The sequence below is a fragment of the Alkalihalobacterium alkalinitrilicum genome (assembly GCF_002019605.1).
Lineage (GTDB): Bacteria > Bacillota > Bacilli > Bacillales > Bacillaceae_F > Alkalihalobacterium > Alkalihalobacterium alkalinitrilicum.
Map to the genome: position 1 here is coordinate 3,153,996 of NZ_KV917368.1, position 14,758 is coordinate 3,168,753.

The 14,758-nt window shown below is 38.3% G+C and carries 17 protein-coding genes and 1 pseudogene; 7 read left to right on the forward strand and 11 right to left on the reverse strand.

Annotated elements, in window-relative coordinates:
- Positions 1-91: 91 nt before the first annotated feature.
- Both BK574_RS29240 and BK574_RS15190 read right to left on the reverse strand, forming a co-directional pair.
- Complete coding sequence (locus BK574_RS29240; protein ID WP_078429194.1) at positions 92-340, reverse strand: IS3 family transposase; 249 nt, start codon at positions 338-340, stop codon at positions 92-94.
- A gap of 50 nt (positions 341-390) precedes the next feature.
- Positions 391-609, reverse strand: a complete 219-nt coding sequence (locus BK574_RS15190; RefSeq protein WP_158211671.1) for a transposase — start codon at positions 607-609, stop codon at positions 391-393.
- A 577-nt stretch (positions 610-1,186) separates the two neighbouring features.
- On the opposite strand from BK574_RS15190, the gene BK574_RS28840 reads away from it, so the two are divergent.
- The 3 genes from BK574_RS28840 to BK574_RS29245 all read left to right on the forward strand — a co-directional run bounded on the left by BK574_RS28840 (position 1,187) and on the right by BK574_RS29245 (position 2,769).
- Complete coding sequence (locus tag BK574_RS28840) at positions 1,187-1,489, forward strand: CocE/NonD family hydrolase (protein WP_218970581.1); 303 nt, start codon at positions 1,187-1,189, stop codon at positions 1,487-1,489.
- Between the two features lie 103 nt (positions 1,490-1,592).
- Positions 1,593-1,730 (forward strand): hypothetical protein, encoded by a 138-nt coding sequence (locus BK574_RS28845; RefSeq protein ID WP_274379427.1) that lies wholly within the window; start codon positions 1,593-1,595, stop codon positions 1,728-1,730.
- Positions 1,731-2,109: 379 nt separating this feature from the next.
- Positions 2,110-2,769 carry a CocE/NonD family hydrolase C-terminal non-catalytic domain-containing protein gene (locus BK574_RS29245; protein ID WP_078429196.1) on the forward strand — a complete coding sequence of 220 codons (660 nt, stop codon included), beginning with the start codon at positions 2,110-2,112 and terminating at the stop codon, positions 2,767-2,769.
- Positions 2,770-2,848: 79 nt separating this feature from the next.
- Here BK574_RS29245 and BK574_RS15205 read toward each other — a convergent pair.
- From BK574_RS15205 to BK574_RS15220, 4 genes and pseudogenes are all read right to left on the reverse strand, one after another.
- A pseudogene (locus BK574_RS15205) lies at positions 2,849-4,089 on the reverse strand (transposase); the annotation flags it as partial.
- 198 nt (positions 4,090-4,287) lie between these two features.
- The gene (locus BK574_RS15210; RefSeq protein ID WP_078429197.1) at positions 4,288-4,992 is read right to left on the reverse strand and encodes a nucleotidyltransferase domain-containing protein; all 705 of its coding nucleotides are present in this window, start codon (positions 4,990-4,992) and stop codon (positions 4,288-4,290) included.
- 201 nt (positions 4,993-5,193) lie between these two features.
- Positions 5,194-5,298: a YjcZ family sporulation protein gene (locus tag BK574_RS15215; protein WP_142247974.1), complete on the reverse strand. Its 105-nt coding sequence runs from the start codon at positions 5,296-5,298 to the stop codon at positions 5,194-5,196.
- A 322-nt stretch (positions 5,299-5,620) separates the two neighbouring features.
- Positions 5,621-7,027 carry a TolB family protein gene (locus tag BK574_RS15220; RefSeq protein ID WP_238458028.1) on the reverse strand — a complete coding sequence of 469 codons (1,407 nt, stop codon included), beginning with the start codon at positions 7,025-7,027 and terminating at the stop codon, positions 5,621-5,623.
- A gap of 219 nt (positions 7,028-7,246) precedes the next feature.
- Here BK574_RS15220 and BK574_RS27590 point away from each other — a divergent pair, with 219 nt between their 5' ends.
- Both BK574_RS27590 and BK574_RS28850 read left to right on the forward strand, forming a co-directional pair.
- Positions 7,247-7,420, forward strand: a complete 174-nt coding sequence (locus tag BK574_RS27590; RefSeq protein ID WP_158211672.1) for a hypothetical protein — start codon at positions 7,247-7,249, stop codon at positions 7,418-7,420.
- A gap of 71 nt (positions 7,421-7,491) precedes the next feature.
- The gene (locus tag BK574_RS28850; RefSeq protein ID WP_274379428.1) at positions 7,492-7,620 is read left to right on the forward strand and encodes a hypothetical protein; all 129 of its coding nucleotides are present in this window, start codon (positions 7,492-7,494) and stop codon (positions 7,618-7,620) included.
- A 181-nt stretch (positions 7,621-7,801) separates the two neighbouring features.
- Here BK574_RS28850 and BK574_RS15225 read toward each other — a convergent pair whose 3' ends face one another.
- The 3 genes from BK574_RS15225 to BK574_RS15235 form a co-directional block, all read right to left on the reverse strand.
- Positions 7,802-8,758 (reverse strand): hypothetical protein, encoded by a 957-nt coding sequence (locus tag BK574_RS15225; RefSeq protein ID WP_078429199.1) that lies wholly within the window; start codon positions 8,756-8,758, stop codon positions 7,802-7,804.
- A gap of 29 nt (positions 8,759-8,787) precedes the next feature.
- Positions 8,788-10,815 (reverse strand): DEAD/DEAH box helicase, encoded by a 2,028-nt coding sequence (locus tag BK574_RS15230; protein ID WP_238458029.1) that lies wholly within the window; start codon positions 10,813-10,815, stop codon positions 8,788-8,790.
- Positions 10,816-11,073: 258 nt separating this feature from the next.
- Complete coding sequence (locus BK574_RS15235; protein ID WP_078429200.1) at positions 11,074-11,322, reverse strand: hypothetical protein; 249 nt, start codon at positions 11,320-11,322, stop codon at positions 11,074-11,076.
- A gap of 224 nt (positions 11,323-11,546) precedes the next feature.
- Between BK574_RS15235 and BK574_RS15240 the strand changes: the two genes are divergently transcribed.
- Positions 11,547-11,756, forward strand: a complete 210-nt coding sequence (locus tag BK574_RS15240) for a hypothetical protein (RefSeq protein ID WP_075389242.1) — start codon at positions 11,547-11,549, stop codon at positions 11,754-11,756.
- Positions 11,757-11,881: 125 nt separating this feature from the next.
- Here BK574_RS15240 and rlmD read toward each other — a convergent pair whose 3' ends face one another.
- Positions 11,882-13,267, reverse strand: coding sequence for a 23S rRNA (uracil(1939)-C(5))-methyltransferase RlmD (rlmD, locus tag BK574_RS15245; RefSeq protein ID WP_078429201.1), 1,386 nt, complete (start codon positions 13,265-13,267; stop codon positions 11,882-11,884).
- Between the two features lie 141 nt (positions 13,268-13,408).
- Between rlmD and BK574_RS15250 the strand changes: the two genes are divergently transcribed.
- Positions 13,409-13,768, forward strand: coding sequence for a GAF domain-containing protein (locus BK574_RS15250; RefSeq protein ID WP_075389240.1), 360 nt, complete (start codon positions 13,409-13,411; stop codon positions 13,766-13,768).
- Between the two features lie 138 nt (positions 13,769-13,906).
- Here BK574_RS15250 and pdaA read toward each other — a convergent pair whose 3' ends face one another.
- Complete coding sequence (gene pdaA / locus BK574_RS15255) at positions 13,907-14,698, reverse strand: delta-lactam-biosynthetic de-N-acetylase (RefSeq protein WP_075389239.1); 792 nt, start codon at positions 14,696-14,698, stop codon at positions 13,907-13,909.
- Positions 14,699-14,758 lie beyond the last annotated feature (60 nt).

Here is a 14,758-nt window from a genome sequence, read left to right on the forward strand (position 1 = left end):
CGTCAGTTTATCTACGGCGGTTTTTCTGTGCGACGGGCAGTCGCACCTTGTCACTTACAGGATGTTTATGTTTGGAATTCGTCGTAGCTTTTTATTTATTAACTGTACATGACTTCCAATTATTCTCCGTCATGATCCGTGATACCGTTCGTTCACTTACAATTACACCACGCTTATTTAGCGTCTTGGCGATCTTAATGCTTCCATAGCGTTGCTTAAACTCAAGATGGGTTTGAAGGATTAACTTGCTCATTTTTTCTCGTTTCTTTTGTCTGTTACTTTTGGGACGGTTGATCCATTTAAAGTAGCCACTTTTAGAAACTCCCAAAACTGTGCACATCTTCCCCACTCGGTAACAGGAAAGCAGTTGTTATGAATAAATTCATAATTTTACCGAGGGCTTTTCACGAAGTAGTGCATCGCCTTTTTTAGGATTTCATCTTCCTCTTCTAGATCACGGATTTGCTTTTGTAACGCCTTTAATTCAGCAGCTGAACTAGAAAATTTTTGTACTGCTTTGATTTCAGGTTGTTGGCCATATTTTTTTACCCAACCATGAAGCGTATTTTCATTTACATCTATTTCTCTAGCTACTTGAGCTTTTGCCACTGTCATGCACCTCACAAATTGTCATTTATTTTATTATAACAATCTGTGTCTACTTTCAGTCTAGCATCAGTCCTATTGGATTGTCTGCTTCAGTGTAGGAATTGCACGCCGAGTTCTCATTCTTCTTACTTGTTCAGTCCTTCCTTCATCACTTCGAATTGATGAAGTACTATGACGTCTGCTGACTTCTGACTGTTCAGCTATTTATCACTAAATAGATTACCAATTGTGCTTGGCATTTCATCAGATCTCCCCAGGTAAGAGTACAATCTTTCCTTCCCTCCATCTGCATCATTTACTTTGTATCACCTTCGGCAGAAAGGGCTTTGTTTTGTTGTGCAAACTCATCCAATGATACCTAGCCTTGTATGAAGTTCGTGTTCCTCAGACCGAAAGTTTGCCGCCCGCTTCCTTCAGATTCCACGTCACCATGGACACTCTTGCGTTAGGCTAACTGTTACTTCTACCTTCACAGTTCGGGACTTTCATCCTAGAGATTGCCCCCATGCTGGGCGCACACAAGAGATGGAACAAGAAAAGCCTTGTCCCATCTAACTCGGCGAATGCCGAGAGTCTATTGTTAAAAGGAGAGGATTTAATGGTTATTGAAAAAGATGTAATGGTACCCATGCGAGATGAAATACATTTGGCAGCTGATATTTATCGACCTGATGTGACAGAAAAAGTACCAGCCTTGATTTGTCTTATCCCGTATGGTAAGGAAATTCCAGCACTCTCGCTTACACTGCCTCCACAAGCGCGTCCAAGTTCACTTTGGAACGGTGTTATCGAGGCAGGTGATATCAACGCTGTTGTCACTCACGGCTATGGTCATGTCATTGCCGATGACGCGGGATCGGCGGTTCAGAAGGAGTTCTGAGCGGTAACTATAAAAGTGGTAGTGGTGGTGAAGGTGATGGAAAGGACGTTCACATATCATCGAGTGGATTGCCAAACAGCCTTGGTGTGATGGGAATATTGGAATGATCGGTATCTCGTACTTTGCCACTGTACAACTACTCCCATCGGCTGAAAATCCACCCCATTTGAAGCAGTCTTTACCAACGGAGGACATTTCGACATGTACGAGCTTGGCTATCATGGAGGGATTTTGTGGTTAATGCCACGAGCATCACGCGAAGGACATGGCGGTGACAGTGGTACGCGATAAGTAACGTAAAAAGCAAGAGCAAGATTGACTACACCAAAGAGGTCCTATGTCGATGCCTTTTAGCCAGTAGTCATAACAACGGAACAGCTCCTCGTGATTTCATGAAACGGTTGTTCCTGCATTGGTGGGTATGGCTGCAAGTCTAGTTTCTTTACGCCTTTCACTTTATTGAACGTGTTAATCGTTCCTTCAAACCGTCCAGCCGCGCCCCCACTTGACTTGGAAATAGGCAGGTAAGGTTACCTTGTCGGCTACAGTGAGTGCACTTCCTTCTTTCCAGAATGGCCCGTCATGTTGATTAAGTAGAAAATCATTCCAGCCCGTGTATTATGGATGAGCCTACAGTACAGTATTTCGTTGAACGTGAGAATAAATGGCGCGAGGCAGAGCAATGGCCTCTTCTAGACACTCAATGGAAAGAATTCTACTTGCTTCCTCGCATATGCTCAGTGATAAACCAGAGCCTCTTGCTGCAGACTTTGCACCGCCAGTTGACTTTTGTCAAGCACCACCTACTGTACTTCAAAACAGAGTCGGTGAAATGGAAAAGTGGAAAATTTTTAGACGATATTGAAATGAGTGGTCATGGCGCCCTTTACGTCCTCGTGGCCATCGATACGGATGACACGAATTTAATTGCAAAAATTTACGACATCGATCCAAATGGAAAACGTAAATTCGTAACTTCTGGTTATCTTAAAGCATCGCACCGTGAGTTGGACAATACCAAATCCGAACCTGGAAAGCCTCACCATCCACACACACGGTCAGTCCCAGTTCCTCCAGGGAGGTTATCGAGTACGCCATTTATCTTTACCTATTTTCAAATATATTCAAAACTGGGCACAGACTTGAGCTCGAACTTGGTTTTAACGAAGCGATCAACGATGAAGATACACAGCTACTTCCGCTGGTCAGCTATCACCTACCAAGTGGACCTGCTACATCACTTAAAATCTACCGAGATGCGGCCCATCCTTAACGGTTGATGCTACCGCTTTTTCCTGTTTTTAATAAAAGATAAAAATTTGAAAATTCAATTGGTATTTGTCCAATAACCGATTTTCAAAAACGAACATTGTTTAATTGGAAGAATTCTTTGAGATAAGCAATCACCCGCTCAACTGCACTTCGTTGCTTGTAGATGGTTTTCCACGCTTTTGAACCGCGGGCTGGAGCTGTGTAACGACGTAAATCAGTCGTGATTTTCACTTTATACACCTTTTGACATAACGTATCTTGCGCTAACGGACAGTCTTTACACTCTTTAGGTCGCGTGTATTTTAGCGTCTCGTAAGTAGAGTCATGACTATCGTAGCGATATGAATGTTCTCGAACACAGGTAGGGGCAAAATGCTGGTCAAATCCTACTAACTCTGATTCGTTTTTCTTGTTGTAAGCAATGATGGATTGGGCACCCATTCGATAGATTTGTTCGTAAATCGCAGGATAGTCATACCCTGCATCTAGTGTGCTGAAAGTAATCGGAAGCATAGAGAGTCGCTCTTGAATTCCCTTTAATAAAGGGATTGCGGCTTTTCCGTCATTTAAGTTTCCAGAGGTAAAGAGTGATTGAAGGATGTATTGACTTTTGGTTCCAACCGCAAAGTGTCCTTTGTAACCAAACCAAAATACGTTCTTTCCTTCACTATTTTTCTTGATCCCCCATTTAGGTCTAGAGGAACGGCTGCACGTAATTCAGCTAAAGGTGAACCAAGTTGAGTTTCAATCTTTTTCTCGTAAAGTGGCCGTGCCGCTTCGTGTTCAGCCTTTTCTTGAAGCCATTTCTCTTGTTCTTCTTTTGATTTACGCCCACGTTTCTTGGGCTCAGTTTTAGGCTTCTCTTCTTTCGCTGGTGCTTGGTCACGTGCTTCAATGTGAGTTGCGTCAAGAGCGACTGTATCATCTGTGATGAAACCTTCTAGAATAGCCTGAAGGATTTGTGTTTCTTGCACACGTTCAAGAATGTCTGATTCAGCTAATTTCGTGAGCATTCTCGAATAAGATGCTTCGTATGGGATAGCATCAGATAAAAGGAATCCACAATCTAGACGGAACATATAGTCGTGTTTAAGTCGTTTGATTAGGTCTTTTATCGTTGGAATTCGTTCAAGAATTCTAGCGACAAGAGAATAAATCATCGCAGCATAGTTGAGCTGAACTGGCGCACCATTAAGGGCTTTTTTCGAAACTACAGCTAGAATAGGATAGATGTCAATGGTCGGAAATACTGCTTCAAAACGGTGGGTAGGTTCTAAATTATATAAATCTTGCAGGTCAAATAGGCTTCCTTGTCGTATAATAGTCATAAAGGGAGTCTTCCTCCAGTCTGAGAGTTTGTTTGGTCACTTACTCATTCGACTTTTGGGGAGGTACTCCTTTTTTCATGTCTTGAAAACCTTGCCTGACTTGGGATTGAAATTATGAAATTTATTCAATTATATAAAGACGAAAGAACAGAGAACTTTAACCATACAACAAGTAAATTTACTACATCATTCTCTTATCTATAGCTGCTCTTTGTACCCATCAAATAACCTACCGCCATGGTCTTCCAATACTTTTTCGATTAATGTACTTAGAGGCCTACTATTTCCCGTCTTCATAAAGATTTGAAAAGCTTCTACATATCGTTCACAAAAGTCCTTATCGAAATTAAGTAAAGAACGATACAGCCACTTTCCATATCCAATCCAATGGCCATTTGCTCTTAAAACAAATTCAGAAACAATATCAAACAGTTTATACCCCACAAAGATTTTTTCTTTATGATCCGTATAGCTATTTAAATCCTCTAATAAATCTGTAATCATAAATCGCATAGATTGTTGCTTTTCCTCAGTCCATTCAGAAGGGCCATTTCTTAAATATTCTATGGCTACACCTTGAATTTCTTTAGCTGATCCATCATCTTTTATAATTATCCCCTCAGCACACATTCGCGGTATCGAAGGAATACCTTCTAGACGACTTACTTCAAAAGCAAAGGATAAAGACATACGGTTATAAACAAACGCTTCAAATTTCCAATCGAAACAAAAGAAACATTGTCGAAAAGATAATGACTGTGTTTCATCAATGATAACGATATCTAAATCTGAATGTTTTGTTAGTTCCCCTCTTGCACCACTCCCAGCCAAAAATGCAACGTCACAATGAGGAAACGATTGTTGAAGAAAGTTTCGTGCAGCTGTTTTTTCTGGCATTTTCATTGTTCTTTGCCTCCTAAAATGAATAAAACGCACTCATATGCCATATGTTATTCACCCCAAGATGTACGTGACATAAACTTCCTAATTATGTAACAAACCTTAGCGTGTCTGTTTTTAAGTGAAATGGGGGTAATATAGGGGCTGTCCCATAAGGTCATAAAATGACCTATGGGCAGACCTTTGAGGTTTCCAAACTTCATCTTACCAACGGACAAATGCTGTACCAACAATGATTAGTAGAATAAACAACACGACGATTAACGCGAAGTCACTAACTGGCTTAATTGGTTTGTGAATAAAAGACATATCAAATTCCCCCTTCCACATTTTTTCGTGATGAACACCACACTAATAACGTATGTACTGCTAATCCTATTTGTGTAGGGATATCACCAGAAAAAAGCTCATTTTTCAAAGACAGCGTAATGGAAATAAAGTTGAATTAAATAATACACCGTTTTAATTAGAAAATAATATAGTGCTAAAAAGACCGAAGAAAATTCCTCGGTCTACAGAAAGGAAAGTAATAGTACCTTTTACATTTATTTAATCCAAAGAGGCTACTGTGAATGATTTCTGTTTTTACCTTTATTGCGTTGGACTCTGCAAGTTTGTTATGTGTGAAATCTTATTCATAACATGCTAGTAACATAAGAGTAGAGGCTAATGAATAGATATATTGATTACTCGCCCAAAGAATAAAGTAATTATAAGTTTCATCATCGATTTGAATCGGTTTAGGATATCTAACAATTAACGCCGCTTGCCCTCTCATTTCGGGTGGTTGATCAAATGAGGGGAAAATGAAACACGCTTCCTGGTTTTGAATATTAGTATGAAAAAGCCGCGGCTGTGTGCCATAAGGCATTAATGGATGAAAGGCTTCATCCAAGCAAACCTGACGAATATTTGGACCTGCAGATAAAGCAGAGATTTGGAAGAAACCGTCAACTCCTTCGTACCTTTCAGGACTCACCTCGGTCCAATTCATAGGATATTGAAACCTTACTCTATATAATGGGTTTTCATATGTTCTCCTAGGAAGGGAATTTTTTGAGGTTGGTGACCAGCTTACAGATGTGATCATTCCCCTTCTAACTAATTGGATCGGTACAGGATGATTGAGGTTAAAATACCACATTTCACTAGCAAAAGCTTGACCGTGACAACCAGAAAGGTAAACTATTTTTCTACTATCAGGCGACCAGGAAACAGGTGTAGCGAAACAATCTGAAATGTTCCATGTACGGTCATTTTCCCCTCTATTACCTGTTGTTCTAACAAGAGAAAAATACCCCCGTTCAGAAAAAGCTGTGGCACTATAAGCAATCTTTGATGAGTCAGGAGACCATGTAGGAAAGTAATTCTTAGCTTCAGGACCACCTCTAACTACAAACACTTCACCTGTAGTAAGGTCTACAGTATGAATAATTGAAATACTTACACCAGGGGTCGTATACAGGGCAAAACGGCCATTAGGAGTAAGACGAACATAATTCAATCGCCCCTGTTGATTATTGGTGACTTGCTGTTTCCCTGTACCATCTACTCTGATACGAAATAGTTGACTAATACCATTTGCATCTGGTGCTTGATAAAGAAATTCAGTTCCGTTTGGAAACCATTGAACATCGGTTGCCCCTGGTTCGATTATTCTTTGTGCTCGGTGTGAGACAACGTTATACAAGATCATTTGATTCAGCTTTGTGTACACTAAGCTTTGACTATCTGGGGACCAGTCTAACGTGTGTATTTCCCCTTCTATTAGTTGATCAATCTGCGCGATTTCGCCACTCGGCAGATGTAAGACATAAACAATTCTATCCTTTCCTACAAAAGCAATATAACTACTATCAGGAGACCAATAAGGTACTGAAAAGTAATCCGCCAATCCCTCAGTAAGACGAACTTGAACCCCGTTGCGTGGATTATACACCCAAATATCGTAAGTATCATTAATACTAGATACATAGGCGATTAATCCAGTATCCCCTGGCTTCACGGTATAAAAATACTGTTGGAGTATAGCTGACAATAAATCACTCCTCCCTAATATTAAATAAAAAATCGAGAATAGGATGCTTTTCGGAAAAAATACATTTGCCAACAAAGAAATCGATGAATCAAGATATTCTCTGACTTTATTTTTTATTCAAATAACGCTTAAAAACTTTAATACTGGTTGGAGTCTGCCCCTCACTTCGCTAAAGTTTTAACGCACTGGGGGACAGGCCCCGCTTCACTTAAAGATAGGTTGATAAATGCGTTTCATCGTGATATTTGGAGGTTTAATTTTGTTCATACATGGGAAAGACCAACAACGGCTCCTGTTGATGATTTTATAGAAGAAACGGAAATTTTTTCCCAGTCTTTTATAGATCCACCAAAAGAAATGACTCCTTCTACCCCAGCTGTTCCGAATACCTAACCTATAAGTAATTGTCTTTATTTGATGATTTTTTTGGGGAGTCCGACCGTGAACATTCAAAGTCAAAACATATGAAAGCAGACAATAAGAAAAAGAAAGCAAAGAAGCAGCGGAAAAAAATCGAGGAAAGTAATAGCAGCAAAGCGTGGCGAACTGTGCTTGTAACTGTTCGCCACGCTTTGCATCTCATGGTTATGTAATAAACCTTCTACACAGCTAAAAGCACCTGCACTGCATTTGGTCATTCAATTGTTTTTGAAATAATTCTAGTAATAACTACAATTCAGGTCAATTCCATTATGTATCTTATCTTGATTAAAAAGAGGTGCCTCTACCAAGCTACTCAAGCTCTTAGCCTATGAAATAAGTCCATATTATTTCTTACGAATTCCCTTCAAATAATTTTTTGGTGATTGGATTATAGTAAATAATCTTCTTTTTGCCTGTGCCTCTGAATTCAATATTTAACGTAAACTCTAGTAGAGGAATAAAATACAATATTCCATTATCTAGATTTATTTCCGTTTGCACATTGTACTTATTGTGAATTTCTTGTAGTTGTTTGTCTTTTTCAAGTTCGATTGCAGCTGACTTTGTTGTGATTTCCTTTTTCTTCTCATCGCTTAGACCCTTTCGACTAGCACGCTTTTCATTTTCGTTTAAAAGCTCGGTATAATAGTTTGTGATTCTAGTGACATCTTTTTCAAGCGCAACCAGTTTATGCACTTGGTTATTTTGTTGTTCGCCCTTTTGTTTCACATACTTTGTTGCCACTTCTAATGATTTTGATAGATCAATTTGAATAGGGATTGGATAGTTGTAGAGTGCTTCATGTTTATAGATAATTCGATTTTGGTCCTTTTTCATTGTCGAACTAACTTCGTTTGTTAATAGGTTGATCCAAACTTGATCAGATGTTTCTATCCTTTCATCCGATACATACGTAATTTGATAATTAAAAACAGCCCATATCCCAAGTATAGGTCTTTCCTCTACAATGGTTAACTTGCCGGATTCATTCATAAGATAATCTGATATCTTCTTTAACGGATTGCCCAACTCAAGTCGCTCAACTTCTACAAAACGTAATGTGCTCACTGCTTGTTCTTGGACGATGGCGAGTAATTGCTCCAAAATATAACTTCCAAATGTTACGAATTCAGCTTCTGGATTTTCCTGCGCTACCTCAAAATCAAAGGCTAGACAGATTTCAGCTCTATTCTGAAAATGAGATATATAGTCTTCAGGAATGAGAACATTACATAAGGCATATTCGATTGGTTCCACAAATCCACCGATCTCTTCAATGATTTCAGTGACAAATTGCTGTAATTGCATCATACACCTCCATTTTTGCTATAAATGGTTTAAAACAAGTCTTCATCTAATTGCTTTTGCTTACTCAATTTTTGTTTGTTTTCAAGAAGACTTTGGCCAATTTGATCTAGTTCAGCTTGTACCTCTTCATTCGTTTTTGCATTCACCCAGGCGTTCATTACCAAATCTGAAAAATCTTCCTTTTCCTCAATATCACCGAGTATAGCATCTACCTCTCCGACAACTAATTCAAACATGTTAATTTTACGATCTAATAAGTCCAATATATAATACTCAATTGTGTCTTTAGAAGCGAGGTTGTAAACAAATACATCCTTCTCTTGTCCAATGCGGTGGATTCGTCCAATCCGTTGCTCGATAGCCATTGGATTCCAAGGCAAATCAAAGTTAATCATCCCATTGCAAAATTGTAAGTTTCTTCCTTCACCGCCAACTTCCGTACTTACTAGAACATCCGCTTTTCCTTTAAAGAAAGTGACTTGTTCTTCTTTCTCCTTTCGACGTAATCCTCCGTGAAATTCAGCCACTTGAAACCCGCGCTTCCTTAACACAGTACTTAAATACGCCTGTGTTGAAGCAGACTTAGTGAAGACAATCATCTTATTCTTAAATTCTGTTAATATCGATACAAGTTCTTCAACTTTTGCGTTCGTTTCTGTTTCGTTTTCAGCAATAATCGTGGCTCGAGCAAGAAATCTTTTCAGGGCCTTTCGATCAAACTCAGATAATTTTTCATTCGAATGAAGTCGCTCTAATGAAGGAATAATCGCTATGGTTGAACTACCAATCTGTTCTTGGAGGTTTTTAAGATGAAATCGATTCAAAACAGGATGTTGTTCTTTATAATGATTGCGAATAAACGTACTGATGTCATCATATAAACTCTTTTCCTGTTCTGAAAGCGCAACTGTTCTAGTATAGGCAAATCTTTTCGTAAACGTAACATCGACATTGCTACGTTTGTTGCGAATCATGACATCTGCTAACAAATTCTTGAGTACATCTGCATTTTTAACTTCAATTCCGTCCTTACTTTCAACAAAATTCTTCTTAAAATAGCTATACGTTCTTAATTGCCCTGGCTTTAATAACGTAATTAAATTGTAGAGCTCCTCAAGATGGTTCTGGACAGGAGTAGCAGTTAGTAAGAAGATATACTTTTTATTTATTCCATTGATAAACTGCCATTTTTGTGTAGCCCTATTTTTTAAATGATGGGCTTCATCTACGATCACTAAATCGTAATGCTGTGCAAAAATCGCTTCACGATGATTTTTGCGTTTAGCCATATCAATAGAAGCGATCACTTTCGGATAATGCGCCCAAGCCTCTTCACCCATTTTTTTAAAATCGGAATGATCTGCGCGTATAAAGTCTTGGTTAAACTTCCTTTTCATTTCATTTTCCCATTGCTCTACAAGCGATGGGGGTACAAGAATTAAAATCCTTCTTACCAAACCGCGCATGATGTATTCTAACATCGTCAACCCTGCTTCAACGGTTTTTCCAAGTCCAACTTCATCGCTTAACAAAACTCGTCCTTTAAAACGACTAATCACAGATTCAGCTGTATTGATTTGGTAGTCAAACGGTTCAATTTCTCGTACATAGGGTAAGCAGATTAACCCATTGTGATTTGATCCAACTTTGAATATCTTAGCGATTTGATAGAGTTGAAACCATTTGTCAGAAGTCACTGTAAAGTCGACAATGGAGCTTATCACTTTATTTGTATGTTCTTTATTTCGATGTTTTGAAACTAAAGTGTCTGATGGAGGACTAACTGGAGCCATTACTTTTATTCTATCATCTTCTGTATGCTCAATCGTTAAAAAATCAGATGAATAGCAGGCAAAGAACCCTTTTATTCCTCTACCATGTAGCAACCCTTCATCCCAGTTGATTGAAAACTTCCTCTGCACTCCTTGGTCATTTTCCATTTCAAATACTTGGTCGGAAATATCTATTTTCTTAAAAAAATGGATCAACGCCATATCCATTTCCATTACATTTAAATCAAAAAGTTCTTGATTTAACTTAAATAAAAACCTTTCCAATGTCGATCACCTATCTTTCTATTTGCCTTCCTAATCAAAAGAGGAGACATTGCAACTTTTCACGCTATATTATTACCTTAACATTTACGATAGCTATTGGGCCAAAAAAAATGTCAATTTGTTATACCTAACAAATGGAAAAATTATTAAAAATAGTGGGAAATAAAAAATGTAGTAATATCAGAAACTGATATTCTGGTACATTAGCAAAGCCCTAAGATCATTTATGCAAAAATAGCACTTATTCAATGGTTTTAATCAACTGAACTCTCCTCCATTATATTTTTTCAACAACAACTCTCGAACGAATTGTCGACATTCAGAAGATAAGGTAGACCTTTCTGGATGAATGATATCTCCATACGGCATACCACCAACAAATTTAACTTCCCCTTCAATGTTTTTACCTAAAACGGCGTCAAAGCTAGTGAATTTCACAAAAGTTGTATGATGAACGGTTGTTTCGAAATCAATTGCACTTAAAGTGTGACGATGTTCTTGACGCATTTGGTACCTCCTAATTTCGTGTATAACTACATCAAAAGCTGTTTATGGGAATATGTCAAGTTACTCAGATATGATCTGCTTGTGGACAGCCTCATTTATTATGAACAATGATAATTACATCTGAAATAGTTTTAAATAACAAGATATAAAGAAAGAATAGTATGATAAGGTTAAACGTTAGTTTGTACTTAACAAGTATACCTAAAAGCGAAGGAGAGTGAGACATGTCAGTAACAGATTTCGATGCTATAAGAAAATGGAAAAATGTACCCAAAGAGTATCAAGAGAAACTTCTAGATAATGTTTTCTGTTCCACCTGTGGAGTGACTACGATTGTCAATTATTCAATTCATGATGACTCCTCTGGTATTGTCCTTAAAGGAGAATGTAAAAAGTGTGGTGCGGCTGTTGCAAGATTTATTGAGGACCTTTAATAAAGGCTATAAATTGCATTACTTTTATTGACCTTCGTTTGAAAAAAAGGATGCAGAACGTAGACTCCTAAGAATAAACTAACAAAAAAGGATTGAGGAGGAATACATTCCCCTCAATCCTTTTTTTAAAGACTTAATAACGCAACATTTTCGATATGAGAAGTATGCGGAAACATATCCACAGGTTGCACCAACTTCAACTTAAACCCAGCCCTCATCAACTGGTTCACGTCTTTGGCAAGTGTCGACGGATTACAAGAAACATAGACCATTTTCTTCGGCTTGACCTCGATGATCGTGCGGAGGAGAGCGTCGTCGCATCCTGTTCGGGGTGGATCGACAATGACAACGTCTGGTTTCCATCCTTCTTTGACCCATTTCGGGAGCCACTTCTCGGCTTTGCCGACAACATAGTGGGCGTTGTTGATGTCGTGTTTTTTAGCATTGGCGTTCGCATCATCGATTGCTTCAGCAATGATGTCCATCCCTCGTACTTCACCAGCATCTTTTGCAACCCACATCCCGATTGTGCCCACGCCACAATAAGCATCGACCACTTTTTCCGATCCTGTAAGTTGGGCTGCTTTTTTTACCTCATCGTAGAGCTTGACCGTTTGCAGCGGGTTCAATTGGAAAAAAGCCCGAGCTGAAAGCTCAAAAGACACATCTCCTAATGTTTCTTGAATGACTTCTTCCCCTGCTAAATGAATTGTTTCTTCTCCAAAAATCAAGGATGTCTTCTTCCCATTCACATTTTGTAGGATGGATGTAACCTCAGGCAATCTTCTTTTGATTTCGTCAATGAGCAAGTCCTTTTTCGGAATATCTTGCTGTGTTGTTATTAATACGAGTTGGATTTGTCCTGTTGCAAATGCAACTCGGGTGACGATTGTTCGAATAATTCCCTTATGCTTTTTCTCGTTATAAATCGGAATGTTTAAGTCTTCTAATATGCTCTTTACTTGTTGTGTCACTGTATTCGTCATTGGATGTTGGATCATACATTCAGATATATCGATCAATTCATGGGAATTCATACCATAAAGACCCGCTAATACTTTTTCTTTCTGTTTTCCGACTTGTAATTGACTTTTATTACGGTAATTCCATGGATCTTCCATGCCGATTGTATCTTGCAATGGTAACTTATTGGGATCAAGTCTCGTATGACGTTCAAATGCTTGTCTAACGATATCTTTCTTTTCCCTTAATTGTCCTTCGTAGCTTAAATGCTGTAGTTGACAGCCTCCACATTTATCGTAAACAGGACAAGGTGGATTGACCCGATCAGGCGAAGGTTTCCTAATTTTTTTTACTTTGGCTTCTGCAAATTTCGGATTTACTTTCGTTACTTCTGCAACAACGACTTCTCCTGGTAAGGCACCTGGAACAAAGACGATTTTTCTTTTAAAAAAGCCGACTCCTTCTCCATTTATTCCAAGTCTTTTGATCGTAAGAGGAAATTGTTGGCCCTTTTCTAGCGTTACGATTTCATTTTTTTTATCAGTCATTTGGTTCACTCCGTCATATCAGTAAAATTGTTCTATTATTATAGCATGCCTCTCCAACACTGCCTAAACTTACTAGTTCTTAATTGAATAGAATTTGCTACAATAGGAGGAGTAAAATGTTCTGTGAAGGAGAGATATTTCATGTCGATTGCAACCGATGTAGCATCCCTACAAATTATGGCCCATGTGTATAAAAAAATGAGCCTTCAATCAGTCTTTGAAAAAACTTGTGAAAGCTTAGTGAGTGAAGTCCCATACATAGATTGGGTCGGAATTATAATATTTGACGAGGGATCTAACAAGTTAGTAGCTGCATCAGATGAAGAAGATCTCCAGTGGGAAAGTAATGCTGAATTAAAATTTCCAATCTCCAATTCTACGGGCCAACAAATTGGTGTTATGATTGTCCGCAGCATGCAGGCGATTGCCTTTGACGTTACCGATGTAAGCACATTAGAAACGATTGCAGAAGCAATTGGTCAAGAAAGCTTTGCCAACTAGAGACCTAGAAGAGGTGAGAGGCTAACATTTTTTGTCAGCCTCTTTTTGTTTTTTAAATTAAACCCGTTTTTGTTGATATAACAAAGTAATACAAATTTAAAACATACTCGTCACTCATGATTTACCATTATAATTATTTTACCTTGTATCTTCCATCATCAATCTGTCTAACAATAGTTCGTCTAAGCTTCTAAATTTATACCCTTGTTTACGGCAGTCGTCAATAACTCTTTCTAAAGCTTCAGCATTGTCTTTGGACACGGAATGAAGCAACATAATGGAACCAGGATGAATTCTCTTCATTATTTGATTGTAAGCATAATCGGCCCCTTTTTGTTTATCGACTTCCCAATCTTTATAAGCCATGGACCAAAAAACATTTGTATATCCTAATTCATTGGAAAGAGCTAATGATTTTTCACTAAACGTTCCTCGCGGCGGCCTCAGATAATTCATATCGCGCCGTCCAGTAATCGCTGTGTATTCTTCTTTTACTTTTTCTAATTCTTCCTTCAGTCTCGCCTCACTCACTTCTGGCAAGCTTGGATGATGCCATGAGTGATTACCAACAATGTGTCCCTCATTTACCATTCGTTTTATAAGATCAGGCTCATTTTTAAGATAGTGCCCTGTTACGAAGAAGGTAGCAGGTACCTTTTTATTCTTTAGTACATCCAAAACCTTTGCTGTGTAGCCATTTTCATATCCATTATCAAACGTTAAATACAATTCTTTTTTATTTGTATCACCAATAAAATAACCACCGTACTTTTCAAGTAATTGTAAATAGTGTGGTTCTGTCGTTACTGGTTTATTATCCTTTTCAGGTTTGTAATTCCAATGGTGTACCTTAGTATCATAGGCATGAGCCGAACCTAACCCTGTAAAAATGAACGCAATGATAGCTATAATCGTAAGTAGTTTTTTCATTTTACATCTAACTCCCCTTAGTTTTTTATTAGTTTTTCACACAAATAAAAAACTATCCAT

Coding starts and splice junctions, on each gene's coding strand:
- BK574_RS29240 (WP_078429194.1), bottom strand. CDS start 340: ATGTGCACAGTTTTGGGAGTTTCTAAAAGTGGCTACTTTAAATGGATC.
- BK574_RS28845 (WP_274379427.1), top strand. CDS start 1,593: ATGATCGGTATCTCGTACTTTGCCACTGTACAACTACTCCCATCGGCT.
- BK574_RS29245 (WP_078429196.1), top strand. CDS start 2,110: ATGGATGAGCCTACAGTACAGTATTTCGTTGAACGTGAGAATAAATGG.
- BK574_RS15210 (WP_078429197.1), bottom strand. CDS start 4,992: ATGAAAATGCCAGAAAAAACAGCTGCACGAAACTTTCTTCAACAATCG.
- BK574_RS15215 (WP_142247974.1), bottom strand. CDS start 5,298: ATGTCTTTTATTCACAAACCAATTAAGCCAGTTAGTGACTTCGCGTTA.
- BK574_RS28850 (WP_274379428.1), top strand. CDS start 7,492: ATGAAAGCAGACAATAAGAAAAAGAAAGCAAAGAAGCAGCGGAAAAAA.
- BK574_RS15225 (WP_078429199.1), bottom strand. CDS start 8,758: ATGCAATTACAGCAATTTGTCACTGAAATCATTGAAGAGATCGGTGGA.
- BK574_RS15235 (WP_078429200.1), bottom strand. CDS start 11,322: ATGCGTCAAGAACATCGTCACACTTTAAGTGCAATTGATTTCGAAACA.
- BK574_RS15240 (WP_075389242.1), top strand. CDS start 11,547: ATGTCAGTAACAGATTTCGATGCTATAAGAAAATGGAAAAATGTACCC.
- rlmD (WP_078429201.1), bottom strand. CDS start 13,267: ATGACTGATAAAAAAAATGAAATCGTAACGCTAGAAAAGGGCCAACAA.
- BK574_RS15250 (WP_075389240.1), top strand. CDS start 13,409: ATGTCGATTGCAACCGATGTAGCATCCCTACAAATTATGGCCCATGTG.
- pdaA (WP_075389239.1), bottom strand. CDS start 14,698: ATGAAAAAACTACTTACGATTATAGCTATCATTGCGTTCATTTTTACA.